Below are 21,427 nucleotides of genomic sequence, written 5' to 3'. Positions count from 1 at the left end.
GTGTGGTATTTTTATTAATACGTTTTTATAACCTTGCAGATAACTGTTCATTTCTTTCACAGTTACTGTCCTTTCACTAATCAGGAGCTCCGGTAATTTCCAGAGCCCCTATAACGGAGATTCATTATGAAATTACTGATCGTAGACGACGAAGAGCTTACCCGCACCGGTGTAATTTCTTCCATTGACTGGCAATCCATCGGAATCCGGGAGGTTCTTCAGGCGGATGATGGAATAAACGGAATTGAAGTGGCCAGAGTACACAGACCGGACATTGTGCTATGCGATGTACGTATGCCCCGTCTGGATGGAATCGCAATGCTGGAACGGCTGGAAGAAATTCTTCCTGATATTGTTCCTGTTTTTATGAGCGGATATTCGGATAAAGAATATCTAAAGGCTGCCATCAAGTTAAAAGCCGTCAATTATATAGAAAAGCCTCTGAACCCTGTGGAAATCCGGGATGCCATCGTGGAAGCCCGTGATCTTTGCCTGGAAAAAAAACGCACCCGGCAAAATGCGTCCATCCATTCCATGGAAAGCGCTTCCCGCCTGGCCCTTCTTCTCACCCAGCCTTTCGCCCATGCGAAGGAAAGTATTGACCAGCTCATAGATGAGCTGACTCTGTCTATTAGCAATACCACTCCCTTTACTGCAATTGTGCTTAAGACCGATACCGAGGAGGAGTTTCCTCTTTCAGAAGCAAACGCCATATTTCTGTCCGTCCAGGAATTTTTAAAAACCTTCCATATAGATTGTATTTTTGCAGAAAAGCGTGTACAGTATATGGTTTACTTTTTGTTTGGTTCCTCTCCTGGAGCTGCCGTTCGAAAAAGCATTGAAGAATTTTTCTGTAGTCTGTATTCCCGCTGCACCAGATTCTGCATCGCAGCCGGAGATACTGTTACAGGCATTTCCAGAGCTTATCAGTCCTATACTTCTGCTGTTATTTCCCTGCAGAGCAGCTTCTTTTTCCCCACAGGTACCTTTCTGTCTCCTTTTTATCAGGCACCTGTTTCTGAAACAGCAGCAGAGCTTTCTGCCAGTCCGGAGAATGAATTTCTCACTCTTCTCACTGAAAAAAATAAGGAAAAAGCAAAAGCTTTCCTTGACAATCTGTACCTGTATTATAACCAGAATCAGAATGTTCTGCCTAACCAGGCCAAGGATCTCTATTACAAATTATTCCGTGCTTTGGATAATGCTGCACGTCAGCTGAAGCTAACCTTATCCGATACCCAGGAAAATTTAATAGACACATTGGAGAAGATTTTTTCCTATAATGAGATGCACCAGAAGCTGGTAAAAAAGACAGAAATTTTTTTCCAGACAGCAGCCAGCACAGAAGAAGAAAATTCTACTATTTTTCTGATCAAGGATTACATTGGACAGAAATATATGAACGAGACCTTATCTGTGAAAGATATCAGTGATCATGTATTTTTATCAACCTCGTATGTGTGTACCTTCTTCAAAAATGAGACCGGTCAGACTTTAAATCAGTACCTCACAGAATACAGAATGGAAAAGGCCAAGCAGCTGCTGTCTGACCCCAGGTATAAAATTACGGATATTTCCTCGCGGGTGGGGTACAGTGACGGGAATTATTTCGGTAAAAGTTTTAAGAAGTATACAGGTTTTTCTCCTTCTGAATATCGAGAGAAGATGAGTTAGTTTCATGCGCCGCACAAAAAAACTTTTATGTATCCCAAAATATCTGCATAGTTTTAAGGAGTGTGAAATAATTTGCATAAGCTTAAGCAATGGTACCAGGATCTGAACCTGCAGTCCAAGTTTACCCTGGTACTTCTTTTGATCGTGTCAATTCCTGCGATCGCCATTATCTTCTTTTTTTATGGAAGAGCCTACGACATGGTAGTTTCCTATACGATCCGCCAGGAACAGGACCGGTCTGCAGAAACGGCGCCGTTGATAGAAGAATCCATTCAGAAAGTCCTGGATGTAAGTGAAGAAATTTCTTCCCTTGATTTTTACCAGACACTTTTTAAAAATGCCATAACCGACTCCTTCACGGATCTAGCAGATTCCCCGGATGCGGCATCTTTTTCCCAAAAGGTAGATCAGCTGATCACTGGTACACCTGTTACCAATGTCAAAATTTATATGGAGGTACCAAAAGACTCTCCTTCAGACATAAATGCACTTTTAAATAAGGAAGACCTGAAAGATACTTTTCTATCTCTCGATCAGATCCGTGGAACCTACTGGTATGGTATTTTCCGCGGAAGCCGCGTTTCCCAGCTTTTTTGTCCCTCCTTCTATCTTGGTACAAAGGAGCAAAAGGCATATGGAAATCAGGCATATATCACCCATGCTTCTGTGATCTATAACAACAGAACTTATGATGCTTATATGGCGGTCTATTATTCCGGTCATGATTTTCAGCAGATTCTGTCTGAGAATCTTACTCTGGACGACAGTGTATCTTATATTATGAATGAGCGTAACAACCTGGTTTCTGCTTCCAGTGATTCTCTCGCCGGAATTTACTGGCTGGATTACGACAAGATCATGGAGTCCTACATGTCCTCCAACAGTTTCGTGGAGCAGGATATTCTAGGGAAAACCGTTTACGTTGGTTTCTACCGGATCAAACAGCCAGGCTGGTTTATGGTGACGGTACTTCCCTCCCAGCCCCTGATCAATCAGAGTAATATCCTGGTTTTGCAGTTTTTATCCATTTATATTGCGGTACTGGTGCTTGCCTTTTTGCTTGCAAGTACCTTGTCCAAATCCATTACAGGGCGAATTTCCTCCGTTATCAGTCAGATGAGAACAGTCCGTCACGGTCCTCCGGTCCCTATGGACAGCCCAAGTGCGCACGATGAAATTGGTGACCTTATTGATACATACAACTATATGACACGCAAAATGAACCAGCTTATGGAAAAACAGGCCCAGGCTGCTGAGGATCTGCGAATTGCCGAGTTTAATTCCCTGCAGGCTCAGATCAATCCCCATTTTCTTTATAATACCATGGATATGATCAACTGGATGGCCCAGCAGGGACGTACCTCTGAGGTCTGTAACGCAGTGCAAAGTCTTTCCAGATTCTACAAGCTGACACTTAGTCGCAAAAAGGGAATCAGTACTATCGCCAAGGAAGAAGAACATGTTTCCATCTATGTTCACCTGCAGAATATGCGCTATCATGACAGCATTTTCTTCATTTCCGATATTCCGGATGAACTGATGGAATACCAGATTCCAAAGCTGACCCTGCAGCCTGTTATAGAAAATTCCATACTTCACGGCATTCTGGAAAAAACTTCCAAGTCTGGAACTATTGTACTTACCGGATGGATGGAGGATGGGGATATTGTACTTCTGATTTCTGATGACGGAGTTGGAATCGCGCCGGATAAACTGCCCGTGATTCTTTCCGGGGAAGGAACCAGTATTTCAGGTGGAACTAATATTGCGATCTATAATACTCACAGACGGCTTCAAGTGCTTTATGGCGCAGATTATGGATTGACTTATTCCAGCGATGTAGGAAAAGGAACTGAAGTGCAAATCCGAATTCCGGCAAAGAAGGATGTAGAAAACAAATAGCAGTTTAATCTTATCATCTACAGCAAAAGAGAGAGTCTGACGACTCTCTCTTTTACTGAATATGAATATGTGTACAAACCATATAGATGGTCTTATTCTTGCTATTATTTGCACAGCTTTGAAAATTATCTTGTTACAATATCAACCGGTACATTGAAGATCTTTGCAACCTTCAGGATGGTATCAATATGTCTGCCTGTTGCAGCTGCCATATGATGTGTCGGGCCAGCTTCACTCCAGCGGTTTACAAACTCTCTTGCACCACATGTAAAACGAGTTCTCATGTTCGTATCGCCAAAGGAAAGGATTGGTCCTTCCTCATTGATTCCCTCAGCAACAACGAATTTGAATCGTCCGTCTCCATCCTGTGTGATTGCAAGATAGGTAACCGGACCTGTGTATGGATAGAACTGTGTCAGATATCCGCCGCCTGTTTTGCCATGGAACACTGGTACGATCTTCATGGTAGGTTTCTTATCAGAAATATCGGCATCACCACTTCCGGAATGACCGATAATGCAGATGTCATCATTGAAGTCAATGGAATACATCTCGGAAAGCTGGCCTGTGCCGGAAATTGTCTTCAGAATACTCATTGCCATGGCAACCTTCATATCACCCTCAACAGCACATGCAGTACCCTGTTTGATCAGCATAGAGAATGCCGGAATCAGCATACTGTCAAGGACACCAGCCTTGCCCTGTGCAAATCCGTCATAATGGGAAGCGATCATTCCAAGATGCTCGTCCTTTACCCATTTCTCAAATGCTACAACATATTTTGCCATATCCCATACTTTCTCAATTGTTCCGCCGCCCTCAATATCAAAGGTGTCCAGAATATCCTGAGCTTTTGCACGAATTGCATCCTCATCTGTGATATCATCCGCAATTGCCCACATTTTTTCCCAGTCAAACTGTTTGGTATAAAGGAACATTCTGTTATACAGGTTAGTCTCATCAATGTAAAGGTCCATCATACCTGGGTAAGGTCTTCCAATCTGGGCAATATTTGTGTCACGGAATCTTCTTCTTACCTGAGCTGCTTTACACCAGTCTTCAATCTCAGCCTGAACATCTGGATCTCCGCCTTCTACAACACCAGTGATAACAGCATGTCTCTTTCCAGCTCTCTCAAGGTCAGCAACAGCTTCTCCAACAGCACCGCAGGCATATCCTTCGCCGAGCCATGTAGCAATGTCTGTGTGATCGTAATCCAGAGCTTTCAGCTTCTGAACATTTACCAGAACAACCGGAACATTCAGGTCACGGATTGCAGGAAGCATGTTGTAGGATGTAGCGTAGGTTAACATCTGAAGGAAAACGAGATCAACGTCTGCTGCACGGAATTTATCCCCAGCAGCCATAGACTGTTCTTTTGTTGTTACCATTCCTCCATCGATGATTTCTACGGTATCCGGAATTGTTTTCTTAAATGCCTCGTACTGAGCCTCAAACTCTGGTACCAGTGAAGGGAACTGAGGCAGATATGCGCCTAAAGCAATAGAAAATACACCAACTTTTGCTTTTGTGTTTACTAACATAGTAGTACCTCCTGTTTAATTTGATATATTATACAAATGATCGTATATCCCGGCTGTTTTAACTTTTCATTAAGCCTGATATACCTTAATTCCAAAGGACTCATGAATGGTAGTACGAGCCTCTTCGATTGATTTAAACTCTTCTGCTTTTAACATCTGAGCGGTAATATTACCGATTGCAGTTGCCTCTCCAGGACCTGCATGAACCTCTTTGCCTGTTGCTCTCGCAGTCAGCTCATTAAGATAGCCTGCATTGGAACCGCCGCCAACTACATGGATACGACTGAAGGTTCTTCCTGTCATCTCTTCCAGTTCCTTTGCTGTCTTTGCATAGCACTCAGCAAGACTGGTATAAATAACAGTAGCAATTTCTCCTAAAGTTTCCGGAACCTTCTGTCCGGTTCTTCTGCAGTAATCTTTAACCTCTTCGATCATGCTTTCCGGAGAAAGGAAGCACTCATCATTTGCATCTACTCTGGATGGGAAATCTTTCGCTTCCTCTGCCATCTGACAGATTTCTGCAAATCCATATTTATCATCATATTCATGACGAACAGACTGGATCATCCAAAGTCCCATGATATTCTTCAGATAACGGAATCTTCCTGCATAGCCGCCCTCATTCGTAAAGTTCATCTCGCAACTCTTCTTGGAGCAGTCAGCTTTTTCTCTTTCAATTCCCATCAATGACCATGTTCCGGAGCTGATATAAATAAAATCGTCGTCGTTTGCAGGAACTGCAAGAACTGCGGATCCGGTATCATGTGTAGCCGGTGCTACAACTTCCACATCAAACCCAACTTCTGCTTTTACCTCTTCTGTAAAGTGTCCAACACTGGTACCAGGCATGATCAATTTCTGGAACATTTTTCTTGGATATCCAAGTTTATCAATCAGTTCGTAATCCCAGTCCTTTGTTTCTGCATTTACCAGCTGACCTGTTGTTGCCTCTGTATACTCACAGGTTTTCTTGCCTGTAAGAAGATAATGGAAGTAATCCGGTACATGAAGCATAGTTTCAGCCTGTTCCAGATATTCCGGATGTTTTGTCTTCACAGCCATCAGCTGATATACCGTGTTGAAAATTGCTTTCTGAATACCGGTACGTGCATAAAGATCCTCAAGAGAAATCGTCTTATATACTTCCTCATCCATACCTTCATTTCTGTGATCACGATATCCAACTGTATTTCCAAGAACCTTGTCGTCCTTATCCATCAGTACAAAGTCAACGCCCCAGGTATCAACACCCATGCTTACCGGAATCTTGCCGATCTCTTTACATTTCTTAAGACCATTCTTAATTTCCTGGAAAAGTCTGTCAAACTCCCAGCAAAGCTCGCCGTCTTTCTTTACCATTCCATTCTCAAAACGATGAACTTCCTCAAGCTCCATTTTTCCATTCTCAAGATGTCCAAGGATCAGACGTCCGCTGGAAGCACCGATATCTACTGCTAAATAATACTTTGTCATTTTATGAAACCTCCTCAATTGTAAAATTACGCTGTATGGATCAAGGTTCCTGTCTTATTGTCCTACACAAACGTCTCATCAAACATTTTCCATAAACAATAACGTTACTGTTCACTCCGTTCACAGTAACGCGCTTCGCGATGCACAGAAATCATGCATTCGCATGATTTCGCGCCGCAATTCTCGGGTTTTCTGTGAACTTTGTTCACAAAAAACGCCTCGCGGAACGTTACCAGTGAACAGTAACACAATAACGTACCAATCCTGATATTCCTCATACAGCGGCTTTTCTAATTGATGATATCATAGTACTATAATATCCATCAATAAATAAGAACCTTGTTTGTCTAAAAAAGTGTCCTTATTTGCAAACAGAATGTTCTGTCCACTATATTCACAAAAACCTCTTACATAAAGTATCCGGAAGATAGTGACAATATTTCCGTGCTGCAATAATTCCTCTTTCACCCAGAAAACCCCCGGGGCAATGCCCCAGGGGTCTGTTTCATTCACAGTTTATAAACCTGCAAACATTGGACGTTGTGTCGTCTCTTTACTTTTTAATTAGTCGTAAAGGTTTGGAGCGATGTTTTCATCGTCGATGTTTGTAGAATCATACCAGTAACCAGCTGTAGGAACATCCTCAAGCTCAGCTCCGTTAGCAGCTGCTGTCAGAGCGTAGATTGCATAATATCCCATCATCAGAGGAGACTGTGTAACTGCACCAAGGAATGTGCCATCTGTTACAGCTGCTTTAATGATAGAACCAGCGTCGAAACCAACACCGATAACATCACCGTTAGCTGCGTCAGAACCAAGAACGTTCAGGTTAGCGTTAGCTGCAAGAACACCCTCTGCTGCAACCTGGTTGGAACCGAAGATTGCGATACAGTTTTCCTGGGAAAGGATAGCCTGAGCCTCTGTGGAGCAAAGCTCTACAGTTGTCTGTGCCGGAACTGCAACCTGGATAACAACGTCTGCGTCAGCTTCTTCAGCGTCAGCACCTTCTGCTGCGTTTACATAGAACTCATTACCTTTAACTGCTACTGTTTTTCCATCAGCTTTAATCAGCTCGATCATCTTATTGATGAATCCTGTACCACGCTGCTGGATGTTAAGACCTGTAGCATCCTGGTTAACCTCACCGATGATAACCTGTCCGTCAGCATTAGCGATAACGTCTTTGATTGCCGGATACATGTTCTCAGCTGCTACAGAACCAGCCTGATTGTTGTCTGTGCAGACTTCGCAAACTACAGATCCTTCCGGAGCATCAGCGATACCTGTATCAAATGTAACAACCGGGATTCCTTTGTCAACACATGTCTGAAGAGCTGCCTGAACAGAAGATGTATCACAAGCTGCAAGTCCTAATCCAACAGGATTAGCTGCGATAGCTGTATTGATCATGTTAACCTGGTCAGCGATATCGGACTCACTGTTTGGTCCCTGTGCTGTATAGGTAACCCCTAATTCTTCAGCTGCTTTGTCCATACCTTTCATAGCTGCTTCCCAGTATGTAGCCTGGAAAGATTTAACCATCATAGGGAATTCATAAGCTTCGTTAGCTGTAAGTCCTTCAAACTGATCTTCCGGAGCTGCCATAACAGTTGTTGCTGCTAAACCAGATACCATTGCTGCACAGAGTACTAATGCCATAACTTTCTTTGCTTTCATTTACTACTTCCTCCTTGAAATAAAAATTATATAGTTTTTTATGATGATACGTCGCTACACTCTCCGACGCTTCACATCCGTTATGAAATTGTTGCTGTTTACCAGCTGTTCTGCTTATAAACAGAATTCTGCTTTTCTTCAGGCTGACTGTCTGTAAGCCAGCCTGTATGTTTCAGTTATTAGTGTGCACTTTTTTTCTCTTTCAGGATATCGATCAATACTGCAACGATCAATACAACACCTGTGATGATCTGCTGCCAGTTTGCCTGCAGACCGACATATGGAAGACCGGTCTTTAACAGCATGATTACGAAAATACCTACCAGAGTTCCTACTACAGATCCATAACCACCGGAAGCTGCAACACCACCAACGAATACACCGCCGATTGCGTCCATCTCAAGTCCGGCACCAGTACCAGGCTGTACAGTAGGAGTTACTGCTGCGTATGCGATAGCTGCAAGTCCGGTAAACAGACCGCAAACTACGTATACCATTACATGGTAAAACTTAACATTGATTCCGGAAAGAGCTGCTGCTTCTTTGTTGGAACCGATTGCGATGGTGTAACGTCCGAATTTTGTATGATTCAGAACGAACTCCATCAGGATTACCAGAAGGATCATCCAAAGGAAACCGAGCGGGTAACGGGAAGCGCTTCTTCCCTGTCCGATTGTCAGTTTAAAGATGGAATGGAACCATCCGCCTGGCTGATTCAGTGTTGGCCATGGTGTAGCACTGCAAAGAGAACCAGCACCACGGGTAATCATACAGGTACAAAGAGTAGCAAGGAATGGCGGCAGATTCATGATGCCAATGAGAACACCGTTCAATGCGCCGATTGCAATTCCAAGCACTACACAGAGCAGCATTGCTACTACTACTGGAACATTGTTGCTTCTTACAAGTGTTCCGCCGATCAATGCGTAACATACCATACCAGTTCCGATTGACAGGTCTACACCGCCTGTGATAAGCGGGAATGTAACACCGATTGCCATCAGAAGGTCATAATATGAGAAATCCAGCATACTCAGGATTGTGGTGTACTGTCTGAACTCCTTACTCATAAAGGAGAAAACAGCAGCCAGTGCAATGATAACCAGCAAAACAATAAATCTCTGATCACTTAAAATACTTTTTTTCTTCTTAGTCATGACGTCCTCCTTAATCGATATTCCGTGTCGCCTTATTCATGATGTGTTCCTGTGTAGCTTCAGAAATATCAATATTTCCTGTTACCTTACCTTCACACATAACGATGATTCGGTCACTCATTCGGAGAATCTCGGTCATTTCAGAGGAAATCATAATAATAGATTTTCCTTCTGCTGCAAGCTTGCTCATTAACTTGTAGATCTCGTTCTTCGCACCAACGTCGATACCTCTTGTAGGCTCATCGAAAATCAGGATCTCACTGTCACGGGTAAGCCATTTTGCAATAACTACCTTCTGCTGGTTACCACCGGAAAGATTCACTACCAGCTGGTCTGTAGAAGGAGTCTTGGTTGCAAGCTCTTTCACATATCTCTCTGTAACTTTTTTCTCTTTGGCTTTGTTGATGAATAAACCGTTGCAATATTCTTCCATGGTAGCCAGAGTTGTGTTCTCTGTTACAGATTTCTGAACAACAACTCCATATCTTCTTCTGTCCTCAGACAGATAACCGATACCATATTTAACAGCATCCTGTGGGCTGTTGATGGTTACTTCATGGAGCTGTCCATCTTTACCCATAATGGAAATCTTACCGCTCTGTTTCGGATCTGCCCCAAACAGTGCTCTGGCTGTCTCGGTACGTCCTGCTCCCATCAGTCCTGAGAAGCCAAGGATTTCACCTTTACGAAGCTCGAAGCTTACATCCTGAACCATCTTGCCTGCATTCAGATGCTCTACCTTCAATACAACCGGGGCATCTGGCGCAACCATGCTATGATCCTTCGGATCTTCGTAAATAACACGACCAACCATCATGTTGATAATATCTTCTTTTGTACTGTCTGCTGTGATCAGGGTTCCAACATAGCCACCATCTCGCATGACAGTTACACGGTCTGTGATGACCTTGATCTCATCCATACGGTGTGAGATGTATACAATACCAAGATTCTTCTTACGAAGGTCTTTGATGATTTCAAATAAATCCGCAATCTCCTTCTCAGTAAGAGCTGCTGACGGCTCATCAAAAATGATCACCTCAGCTTTGTGGGAAATAGCCTTTGCAATCTCACACATCTGCTGCTTACCAACAGTAAGATTACTCATTTTTTCTCTCGGATCGATCTCAATATTCAGATCCTGAAATAATTTTCTGGAATCTTCGATCATCTTCTTGTCGTCTACACGGATTCCCTTCTTCGGTTCACGTCCGATAAAGATGTTCTGTGCAACAGTCAGATCTCCGATCATATTTAATTCCTGATGTACGATTACCACTCCGGCATCCTGAGCTTCACGGGTATTGTGAAATTCTGTCTCTTTGCCTTTATATGTAATTGTTCCGGAATCCTTCTGGTAAATACCGGTAAGTACCTTCATCAGTGTGGACTTTCCGGCTCCGTTCTCTCCCATAAGTGCATGTACTTCACCGCGTTTCACTTCGAAATTAACATGATCCAGGGCATGAACTCCAGGAAAGGACTTATCAATATCCTTCATAGTTAAAATAACTTCACCCATTGTCGAATCCTCCCTTATGATCAGTTCTTTCTGCGTCTTGCAGAAACGTCAGCGTAAACTGCTACAATAACAATGATACCTGTAATAATCATCTGCTGTCCTTTGCCAAGACCAAATGCCATGATTCCCTGCTGAAGAAGAGAGATGATAAATACACCGATCACAGTACCGCCGATGGAAGCAAGTCCACCAACCATGGATGTACCACCCATTACACAGCCTGCAATTGCCTCGTTGTTATACTGATCGCCATATCCTGGCTGAACGGTTGTATAAGTAGCAACAAAGAACAGTGCTCCGATTCCTACCAGGAATCCACAGATCACATATGCAAGCATTCTCCATTTTCTGGTGTTGACACCAGAAAGACGAACTGCCTCGCTGTTAGATCCAAGACAAAGGATATAACGTCCTGGCTTTGTATTGTAAAGAACAATACCGCAAACCACTGCCATTCCAAGGAAGATCACAAGACCAACCGGGAATCCATTATAAGATGCGATATTACGGAACCATCCGTTTACCGGATCAGAACTCTGCGGCCAGCTGACTGACTGTGTCTTGGTAAATACAGAAGCAATACCTTTTGCAATGTTCATGGAAGCCATGGATACGATAAATGGCGGAACTGACATATAAGAAACCAGCCATCCATTAAATATACCAAATGCAAGACCAATGAGCACACACAGAACCATGGCAGCTGCACAAGGAACTCCATAAGAAGTCATGCAGTAACCGGAAACCAGTGCACAGCAGAACATAACCGGTCCGATGGAGAAATCAATTCCTCCTGTAGCAATTACAAATGTTACTCCAAGTGATAAAAAGCCCAGGAAGTATACATAGTTCAAAGTAGATTTGATACTGTCGCCAACAGGGAATTTACTTCCGAGTACTACCTTGAAAACTACGAACATAAGAACAAGAATACAGACAAGCATGATTCTGTTCAGGCCGAGCTTTTTCACAATTGGATTTTGTTTTAACTTTTCCAACTTTTCACCCTCCTTGATTTTTTGTTATTGTCCAGGTTTACCTCACTCTTCCTGAGCAATAACTTTTTGCACTCTCTGCGTTTTCTATATAATACCTTGAATTCTTCACAATTGTAATAGAATATTTTCCAGAAAAAGGTTAAATATTTACGGTATGGTCATAAATTTTTAACCTTTTATGTGAAATATGCACTAACACTTTACCATGTAAAATCAAAAAACCTCAAATTCAATCCTTTTCATACGTAAGAAACGCAAAAGGATAGAACCTGAGGTCTCATTTTATCTGACAGAGTATATTAAAAAGATCTGGTACAGCATAAATCGGGTAACTCTTCCGCAAAACGTGCAGCTGTGAAGATACAGAACAGCTACAAAGTCTGTTTTATGGTATTAAATGGGAAGATCAGCTTTTCAATTTCGCTGGAATACATATTCTCCGGAGTTACAAGCTGACAGCCGGAATTTACATTCTCATCGTAAGGTTTGCCCTGCAGCATACGCACAGTCTCCGTTACACCCAGATAGCCCATCTTAAACGCTTTCTGCACAACAATTCCCTTGAAGACACCCTTTTCCATAAGCTGGACTGCTTCCTGGGAGCTGTCTACCCCCACTACCTGGATTTGGTCTTCCATATCATGTTTCTGTACCGCCCGTGCTGCGCCTACAGAGGAATATTCATTCATTCCTGCAATCATTTCAAGATTCGGATATTTCTCCATCAGTTCTTCTGTAAGCTGGGAAGCCTTATCAAACTGGGAATTACAATATACTACGTCTACAACATTCTTATTATAATCCCCCAGACCTTCCCGAAAGCCCTGTTCTCTTTCGATTGCGGTGGAAACACCTTTTACATGGCTTACAATTGCAATCTGGGAATCCTTATTTAAAAAAGTTCTGGCATATTCCCCCAGTTGCTTTCCTGCTTCCAGGTTATCTGTGGCAACTGTCATATCCTGAATATTGCTTTCTGTATAGGAATCTATAAATGTGATCTTGATTCCCTTATCTTTTGCCTCCTGCAATAATTCATCGGAAGCATCAAAGCTGGAAGGGGAAAATAGTATTGCATCCGGATTTTTCTCAATGGCCTCTTCCAGAAGTTTATTCTGTACCTCCACATCCTGTTCTCTCTCCGGTGCCAGCACTTCCAGTTCTGCACCGCATTCCTGCGCCGCCATTCTTGTCCCTGAAATCAGGGAGGTCCAGAAGTCATTGGTTCCATCCTCTGTTTTCGGTATGTAAATTAATGACCACTTTTTGTTATTATTTTTTTGACGAATATAAAGCATTCCTCCGGAAACCAGACACACCGCCAGCGCTATGCATACAAGCATAAGCCATTGTTTACGCTTTTTCATGATGTTCCTCCTGCTCGATCGGAATTACCACTGTAACAGTCGTACCTTTTCCTTTTTCACTTTTATAGCTCAGACCATATTCCTTTCCATAGTACATACTGAGACGTCTTTGAACGTTGTATACACCGACACCATTAGAACGATAATTGACTTTATGCTTCTCAAAAATCCGGTTCAGGGTCTCCTCATCCATTCCCACACCGTCATCTGCTATTTCGATAACTGCATTTCCATCTTTCTGGTATCCGTTAACAGTAAGCATCCCTTTTGATTCCTTATATTTAAGACCATGATAAATTGCATTTTCCACAATTGGCTGAAGTACAAGTTTCACTATATGCACACTGTTAATAGATGGATCCACATTGATCTCAAATTCCAGTTTATCTTTATAGCGCATTTTCTGAATGGTGAGATAACTCTTTACATACTGGATTTCCTGGCCGATGAGGACCGTTTCATCTTCGTTGCTGATACTTTGCCGCAAAAGCCGTGCCAGAGAAGCGGTCATCAGTACTACATCTTCATATTTCTTTCCTTCTGCCATCCAGATAATGGAATCCAGCGTATTATAAAGAAAGTGGGGATTGATCTGGGACTGAAGAGCTTTCAGTTCGCTCTTTCGCTTCAGTTCCTGTTCGTGGACATTCTGTGCCATCAGATCTTCAATCTTATGGGTCATCACATTGAATGATGTGGTAAGACTTCCAATTTCATTCTGGGAAGGTATAACCAGATCATCTGCTGCCTTGAAATCTCCTTCCTGAACCCTTTCCATAGAATCACGAAGCTTCTGAATCGGAAGAGTTATGCTTCTGGCAATAAAGCTGGAAATAAGCATGGCGATCACAACCAGTACAATGGCCGTCATTACATATATGTTATTGGCCTCTTTACTGCTCTTTAAAAGCTCTGCCATATTCATGCAGCCAACAATCGTCCAGCCAGTTATCTCAGAGCGGGCAAGTGTATAGATTTTTTCGTCATCTCCCTCTCCTGTTACTACCGTATCTGTGTCGGCATTCATAACAATATCAATGTTCTCCGTCTGAAGCTCATTATACAGCTGCTGCTGGCTTGGATGATAAACGATGTTTCCATTCTGATCCAGAATAAATACATATCCCTTATCCCCAATGCTGTTCTGGTCGCAGAGCTCACTGATGGCGCTGTAATTCAAATCAATAAATACAACACCGTCACTGTTTCCCGTGCCATAGAAATTGTGGACTTCGCGGCTTAAAGTAATCACCCACGGACGCTGCCCCTTGATCACATGCTGGACATGGGAAGAACTGAGACAATACTGATTGTAGTTATCTACCGCATTGGTGTACCACTCCTGAGTGGAAAGATCCAGATCCGGATTGGTGGCCTGATATCCGCTGTTTATAAGCATAACTCCATCTTTTTGCACGATTCCAATGTTGCAGATGTCATCACGGCCTTTCAGTATCGTACTAAATTGTTCCAGGAGACGTTTCCTGTGTCCTTCTTTTACAGCCTCATCCTCACCGATGCGCTGGTACAATAGCTGATACGCATCCTGGCTTTTTGCAATAACTGAGGCAATATTATCCATATATGTAATATACGAATCAACATTCTGATTCAGCTGATGTATAATTGTCTGGGTATAAATGGCAGAGTTCTCATAAACTGTAGAATTCGTATATCTTACTGATACTGCAGTCGCTGCAAGCACCGCACAGAGAACCAGAGCAGAAACAGCCACAAATATAGTGCTTTGAATACTTTTAAAGCCTTTAAGAAATTTTCGCTCTCTTTTGTTTTCATTCATAGGCTGCTCTCCCTTGCATTTTTCTCATTCATTTCAACTTTTTATTTTTCATACCTTTCATTACTGATTTCTGCAGAAATAATTCACCTGCTGTCAACAACTCTTTTATAGCTGCAATTATTCACTTCCGGATTCAATCATTTCCAGATCACATTCTGTCTGAAAATTTTCCTTAAGATTCTCTGAAATATGAATCTTCCCATCATCTGTTACCAGGATCACATTGAATTCTTCCCTGTGCTGCCGCCAGAATTGACAAGCTTTCTCATAACCCATGATATAAAGAGCCGTGGACATTCCATCTGCAAGTGTACCATCCCTTGATACGATTGTCACAGACAGCAGATCTCCATCTGCCGGATATCCTGTCCTGGGATTGATGATATGAATATAGGTCTTCCCATCTTCTTCAAAATACCGCTCATAACCGCCAGAAGTAACTACGGCCTGATTTTCCACAAATAAAACACCAATATAATCCTGCTGTCCGCCTTTTGGATCACGTATTTCCACTTTCCAGCTGCTGCCGTCTGGCTTCGTCCCTATCGCCTGAATGTTTCCTCCAAGAGAAACCAATGCGGAAGAAACGCCATATTCCTGAAAAAGCTCTGCCAGCTTCTGACCTGTATATCCTTTTGCAATTCCTCCAAAATCAATCTGCTGATCTGCTCCAAGCGTTACAAACTTTGCTTTTTCTTTGCTGTCCCTGCCCTTTTCATCAGAGTCCCGGGTCTGTATTTCTACTTTATTTCCATCCACCAGTGCCAGTTTTTTTTGTACTTCTGCAGCTGTAGGCACATGATAATTACCTGTGGGAAATCCCCATAGCTTCATCACCGGATAAATCGTATCGTCAAAAAGTCCGTCTGTCTCCTGATAAATCTCTTTTCCCCGGAGGATCAGTTCTGCCAGATCATCTGTTGCCTGCAGATTTCCCTGTTCGTTTAAGGCATATACTTCACTTTTACTGTTTTCTGCTGATAACATCGCATCCAGTTTCTGTACTTCTTCTATAGCTGCATCTACAGCTTTTTCGCTATTTTTACCATATGCGGTAAACTCCATATAGGTGTCCATCGCAAACAGCTGCTTCTGGCATTTCTGATTCTGAACAAAATACCTGCTGCCTTCTGTAAGAATCAAAATTCCAATACATATGCCGGCTGCCGTCAGTACTTTTCTTTTCATATGGATCTTTTTTCCCTTGCATACTCGGTAGGAGTCTTACCTGTCATTTTCTTAAAAGAAATTCCAAAATAATGGGGATCTGAAAAGCCCACCTTCTCCGCAATCTCATAGTTCTTAAGTGCAGTCTGTTCCAGGAGTTCCTTTGCCTTTTCCATACGGGTCTTACTGAGGAATTCCAGGAAAGTGCCTCCTGTGGCTTCCTTAAAAATAGTACTGAAATAGCTTGTACCAATATTCAGATAGGAGCAGATATCATTCAATCCTAATTCCGGCTCATTGTAATGCTGGCGAATATATTCCATAGCAAGTACCGCCTGCTTCTGCCCGCTGGAGCTGTTCAGGGAAGAGCACCTTTCGAATACCTCGTGAACATAGTCCTCTGCCATTTTAAAAGCTTCCTTAAAAGTTTTCTGTTCGGTTACCCGTCCCATGAGAATTTCTCTTTTGTGGAACAGATCTTCATTCTCAGAAGAAAGAGCTTCCCAGCAGCTTCCTGCATGGCGCAGAATCATCTGAAGGCAGACACAGGCCTGACTTTTATCCACTCTGGCCTTTTTGATCTCAGATTTCATAACAGAAAGAGCCTGATTCATCTCAGCTTCATTGCCTTTCTTGATTCCATCTACCATATCGCTTAATGGCTGCTGCAAAGAAATACTTCTCTCCGGATTCAGTGTTTCTGTATCAATGAGCAGATTTCCGCCCAGTAAATAGCGCAGTTCAATAGCCTTCTCAGCCTGGTTATGAGACTGGATCGTATCTCCGGGATTCCTTACCCAGCCCCCAATTCCTGCTGAAGCTTCAATGCCGATCACTTCTTTTACTTTTTTCTGGATTTCCTGACAGATTTCCTGTATTTCTCTGGAAAACTCCCTGCTGCGGTTTCCCATAAAGAGGATACACACCCGGTTATTTCCTTCCTGATAGGCAATTCCTGCATTACGATCTGTCACGATCTCATCTGCAACATTAAATAAAACAAAAGCCATTAATGCGCTCTCCTGGCGTTTTTCCATATCAATCTGATGAATATCGGAAAACAGATCCATGTCAAATAACGCAACCCGATAAGATGCTGCCTCCAGATTAATTCCCATTCCAGACAATTCCTCCAGGCTCTCCTGCACATCCCGCGTACAGCTTACCAGAGATTCAATCGCTTTCGAACGAATCACCAGAGCATTTTTGTGATAATCCTGAGATGTCTTTGTGAGGGATTCTATTTTCTTCTTTTCTTTTCTCTGCAGATCTACTTTTTCTTTCATTTTGCCAATAACTTCTCTGAGCTCCATAGCAGTTACCGGCTTCAGCATGTATTCGCTTACATTATACTGAATTGCTTTCTTTGCATATTCAAATTCCCCGAAGCCACTGAAGATCACAATTACGATCTCCGGGTAATTATCATGCAGAAAATGGCTCAGTTCCATTCCATCCATATACGGCATCAAAATATCTGTGAGAACAATATCTACCGGATGGCTCTTCACAAAATCTGCTGCCTGCTTTCCGTTTTCGCAGTCTCCTACAAGCTGGCAATCCATGGACTTCCAGTCAATATTCTCCTTTATGGCGTCACGTACCAGGATCTCATCATCTACAAGTAAAATTCGATACATAGTTTTCGCTTTCCCTTTCTATACACAGCATGTACCTCATCGGCTCCCCTGCGCCTGTTTGCACATGGTATTCTATTAATTTCAGCTAAATATTATATTATCACATACCATAAAATCATGCAAACTAAACAAACAATTCCAGAGTGTGTTTGGTGTGTTACTGTTCACTCCGTTCACAGTAACGCGCTTCGCGATGCACAGAAATCATGCATTCGCATGATTTCGCGCCGCAATTCTCGGGTTTTCTGTGAACTTTGTTCACAAAAAACGCCTCGCGGAACGTTACCAGTGAACAGTAACTGTTTGGTTACTGTTACTGTTTACTGGTAACAAAAAAGCTGCAAAGTTATAAGCATTATAAACCCTGCAGCTTTTCTGCTGTGTAAGATATTCAAAGAAGCTTTGAAATTATAACCATTATTTTACAATCACTCCATCCTCATCCCAGAGATCGTGCCAGTCCTTTGCACCTTCCCACAGGAATACATGGCCTTTGATCAGACGGTTATTCTTATCAAGGGAACGGATGGTTTCCATCTCTTCTTCTGTCAGAGGATCTTCCGTGACACATTTCAGATTCATGGTGTAATTCTTCTCTTTCAAAGAGAATGGAATTGGGGAAGCACCTCTCTGTACAGCCCATTTAATGCAGATAACTGCTGGATGTACACCATGTGCCGCTGCAATTGCTTTCAGCTCTGGCAGTTCAATATCCGCAATATCTTCTGGCATTTTATCACGTTCCGGACGTTCAGGAGAACCAATTGGGCAGAATCCTACCACTTCAATACCATGCGCTCTGCAATAATCAAACAGCTCCGGCTGCTGGAAGCATGGATGAAGCTCCATCTCGATCGCAGCTGGTTTAATTCTGCAAAGTGGAAGTACTGCCTCCAGTTTCGGGATTGTCATATTAGACATACCGATATGTTTCGTCAGACCCATATCTACCAGGCGCTCCATCTGGCGCCAGGTTTTCATAAAGCGCTCTACTGTAAACGGTTTGGAATCAGGATTTCTGGAATCCACATCACAATGTGGTGCATGATAGTTCGGGAATGGCCAGTGAACATAATACATATCCAGATAGTCAAGCTTCAGATCCTTTAAGGTCTTCGCACAGGCAATCAGTACATCTCCGTCACCATGCATATCGTTCCATACTTTGGAGGCAATAAAAAGTTCTTCTCTTTTTACAATACCTTCTGCAAATGCATCTGCGAAAATCTTTCCGATCATATCTTCATTTCCGTAACATGCAGCACAATCAAAAGAACGGTAACCTACGCGAAGTGCACCTGCAACAGAAGCAGAAACTGCGTCTGCATCTGCATGGTCACTTCCAAAAGTACCCATTCCAACAGCTGGCATCTTAGCGCCAGTATAAAGTGTTCTCTGCGGAACAATTGCCGGATCAATCATTGTCATTTTCTTATCCTCCTTAACATTTCTTTTGCACTATGGCTTTCAATTACAACGCAATTTACTTTCGCTTAATATCTTTTACTACATTTTCTTATAATTTAGTAACCTCAATCTGTGGAAGCAGTTTTTCCATATCTTCCATCACAAAAAATCCAGTCTCCTCGCGCATGGCTGCTGCCGCTGAAATAGCACTTGCCAGTTTCATTGTCTCAGGAAGTGAAAGTCTCCTGGATAAACCCAGTGCGAATCCTGCGATCATAGAATCTCCACACCCAACTGTGTTCACTGCATTTATTCTCGGAACCAGTGCACGGAAAATTCCTCCATTACCTACTGCAAGAGAACCGTCAGCTCCCAGGGAAACAGCTACGATTTCCACACCTTTTGCATGAATCTCTTTCGCCGCATCTATAATATCCTGAATATTATCACATTTCTTGCCTGTGAGCATACGGATTTCATCAATATTGGGCTTGATCATAGTAGGTGCTGCTTCAATTCCCATTTCAAGAAGTTTGCCACTGGTATCCAGAATAACCGGAATTCCTGCCTCTTTTACAATCTTTATAAGTCGCTGATAAGCAGTTCCATCAAGTCCTTTCGGAACACTTCCTGACATTGCAACTACTTTCGCTTCTTTTACAAGATTACAGAATTTTTCCTCAAATCCGGCAAAATCCTCTTCTGTAAGGGTAAACCCAGGTTCCAGAAATTCTGTCTGAACTTTATTAACTTCATCCCAGATATTAATACAGGATCTGCTTTCTGCAGCTACATGATAAAAAGCACTTTTAATACCAAACGGTTTCAATGCATTCTCAATATAAGCTCCTGCATAACCACCTACAAAACCTGTGGCAGTCACCTCTGCTCCGTAAATTGAAGCCGGCTTGGATACATTCAGACCTTTTCCACCAGGAACATAAGTACATTCCTTTACACGATTCACTTCTCCAGTCTTAAAGTTATTTACCACATACCGCTTATCAATGGCTGCATTTAATGTTACTGTCAGTATCATATGCTCAATCCTCATTCATCAGAAGAATCTTCCCCTTTACAAGACCAGGTGTCTTATAGAGCTGGAATGCTTCCTGAGCCTGACTCATTGGCATTTTGCGATAAATAAATCCCGGATCAAATTTCAGCTGACCGGTTGCAAAATAATGAGCTGTAAGATCCCACTCTTTGCCTGGGAACGGGGAACTATAGGACATCCAGGAGCCTGTAAGTTTAAATTCTTTACGATTCATATTCTCCCACTGCTTTGGTGTAAATGTAAGATCTGCATGAGGTGTTCCAATGAAGCATACGTGTGCCTTATTCGCAGCAAGTTCAAATGCCATATGCATAGTGGGAACCTGTCCGGCTGTTTCAAACACATATTCATAGCCCTTACCACCGGTAATTGCCATAGCCTCTTCCATATAATTCTCTTTGGTTGTATTGATAACTGCATCTGCGCCCATTCTCATGGCAAGATCCAGGCGTTCCTCACTAATATCAAATACGACAACCTTCTTGGAACCAAAGATCTTTGCCCACTGCATTGTGAATATGCCAATTGTTCCACATCCTAAAATTGCTACGCAGCGACCGCCCTGATAATCATTCTGAAGGAGTCCATGAAGAGCAACTGTGGATGGCTCGAACATTGCACCCTGTTCATAGGAAATAGACGGATCAAAAGGAATCGCATTCTGCTCTGGAATTACTACATAATCCGCATTACTTCCCTGCTGCCTGGAACCGATAAAACTGTAATGCTTACATAAGGAGAAGTTTCCATTCTGACAATCATCACACTTCATGCACGGAAGAAGCGGAGCCCCGGAAACGCGGTCGCCAACTTTCACCTTAGTGACCCCTTCGCCAACTTCTACTACATCACCAGAAAACTCATGTCCAAGAACGATAGGATAAAAATGAACACCATGATTCAATACTCGCGGAACATCAGAGCCACAAATGCCGGAAGCTTTTACTTTAATCTTTACCCAGCCTGGTTTTGCCTGCGGTTCTTCGATTTCCTGGTACTGTACATCCTCGTTTGCAACTACAACTGCTGCTTTCATCTTGA

General features: G+C 42.6%; 15 protein-coding genes. 2 read left to right on the top strand and 13 right to left on the bottom strand.

The window, feature by feature from the left end; all coding sequences use genetic code 11:
- The first annotated feature begins 126 nt into the window (after window positions 1-126).
- Together I2D69_RS00780 and I2D69_RS00775 are read left to right on the top strand one after the other, a co-directional pair.
- Window positions 127-1,674 (top strand): response regulator, encoded by a 1,548-nt coding sequence (locus tag I2D69_RS00780; RefSeq protein ID WP_195379220.1) that lies wholly within the window; start codon window positions 127-129, stop codon window positions 1,672-1,674.
- Between the two features lie 72 nt (window positions 1,675-1,746).
- Entirely contained in the window at window positions 1,747-3,576 is a 1,830-nt protein-coding gene (locus I2D69_RS00775) for a histidine kinase (protein ID WP_195379219.1), read from the top strand.
- Between the two features lie 125 nt (window positions 3,577-3,701).
- On the opposite strand, the gene I2D69_RS00770 is transcribed toward I2D69_RS00775, so the two are convergent.
- The 13 genes from I2D69_RS00770 to I2D69_RS00710 form a co-directional block, all read right to left on the bottom strand.
- Window positions 3,702-5,120: an arabinose isomerase gene (locus tag I2D69_RS00770; RefSeq protein ID WP_173717089.1), complete on the bottom strand. Its 1,419-nt coding sequence runs from the start codon at window positions 5,118-5,120 to the stop codon at window positions 3,702-3,704.
- 69 nt (window positions 5,121-5,189) lie between these two features.
- Window positions 5,190-6,593 carry a rhamnulokinase gene (gene rhaB / locus I2D69_RS00765; RefSeq protein WP_118577746.1) on the bottom strand — a complete coding sequence of 468 codons (1,404 nt, stop codon included), beginning with the start codon at window positions 6,591-6,593 and terminating at the stop codon, window positions 5,190-5,192.
- 564 nt (window positions 6,594-7,157) lie between these two features.
- A complete protein-coding gene (locus tag I2D69_RS00760; protein ID WP_173770685.1) occupies window positions 7,158-8,270 on the bottom strand; it encodes a substrate-binding domain-containing protein in 1,113 nt (370 codons plus the stop codon).
- A gap of 179 nt (window positions 8,271-8,449) precedes the next feature.
- Window positions 8,450-9,427, bottom strand: coding sequence for an ABC transporter permease (locus I2D69_RS00755; RefSeq protein WP_173770686.1), 978 nt, complete (start codon window positions 9,425-9,427; stop codon window positions 8,450-8,452).
- 10 nt (window positions 9,428-9,437) lie between these two features.
- On the bottom strand, window positions 9,438-10,949 hold the full coding sequence (locus I2D69_RS00750; protein WP_148461187.1) for a sugar ABC transporter ATP-binding protein: 1,512 nt from the start codon (window positions 10,947-10,949) through the stop codon (window positions 9,438-9,440).
- 20 nt (window positions 10,950-10,969) lie between these two features.
- On the bottom strand, window positions 10,970-11,947 hold the full coding sequence (locus I2D69_RS00745; RefSeq protein WP_118577750.1) for an ABC transporter permease: 978 nt from the start codon (window positions 11,945-11,947) through the stop codon (window positions 10,970-10,972).
- A 371-nt stretch (window positions 11,948-12,318) separates the two neighbouring features.
- Window positions 12,319-13,314: a substrate-binding domain-containing protein gene (locus I2D69_RS00740; RefSeq protein WP_195379218.1), complete on the bottom strand. Its 996-nt coding sequence runs from the start codon at window positions 13,312-13,314 to the stop codon at window positions 12,319-12,321.
- A complete protein-coding gene (locus tag I2D69_RS00735) occupies window positions 13,301-15,115 on the bottom strand; it encodes a sensor histidine kinase (protein WP_118577752.1) in 1,815 nt (604 codons plus the stop codon). The genes I2D69_RS00740 and I2D69_RS00735 overlap by 14 nt, the downstream gene beginning before the upstream one ends.
- Window positions 15,116-15,232: 117 nt before the next feature.
- Window positions 15,233-16,303, bottom strand: a complete 1,071-nt coding sequence (locus tag I2D69_RS00730; RefSeq protein WP_195379217.1) for an FAD:protein FMN transferase — start codon at window positions 16,301-16,303, stop codon at window positions 15,233-15,235.
- Window positions 16,300-17,922, bottom strand: coding sequence for a response regulator (locus I2D69_RS00725; protein ID WP_173770688.1), 1,623 nt, complete (start codon window positions 17,920-17,922; stop codon window positions 16,300-16,302). The genes I2D69_RS00730 and I2D69_RS00725 overlap by 4 nt, the downstream gene beginning before the upstream one ends.
- Before the next feature lie 417 nt (window positions 17,923-18,339).
- Window positions 18,340-19,350 carry an aldo/keto reductase gene (locus tag I2D69_RS00720; protein WP_118577756.1) on the bottom strand — a complete coding sequence of 337 codons (1,011 nt, stop codon included), beginning with the start codon at window positions 19,348-19,350 and terminating at the stop codon, window positions 18,340-18,342.
- An 88-nt stretch (window positions 19,351-19,438) separates the two neighbouring features.
- Complete coding sequence (gene pfkB / locus I2D69_RS00715; RefSeq protein ID WP_173734872.1) at window positions 19,439-20,368, bottom strand: 1-phosphofructokinase; 930 nt, start codon at window positions 20,366-20,368, stop codon at window positions 19,439-19,441.
- A 4-nt stretch (window positions 20,369-20,372) separates the two neighbouring features.
- On the bottom strand, window positions 20,373-21,422 hold the full coding sequence (locus I2D69_RS00710; protein ID WP_118577758.1) for a galactitol-1-phosphate 5-dehydrogenase: 1,050 nt from the start codon (window positions 21,420-21,422) through the stop codon (window positions 20,373-20,375).
- Window positions 21,423-21,427 lie beyond the last annotated feature (5 nt).

The organism is Ruminococcus sp. D54t1_190329_F1, assembly GCF_015551645.1.
In the GTDB taxonomy this organism is placed as follows: Bacteria; Bacillota; Clostridia; order Lachnospirales; family Lachnospiraceae; genus Blautia_A; species Blautia_A faecis.
Note: the sequence above shows the minus strand (reverse complement) of the source record. Positions and strands in the feature narration are given on the sequence as shown.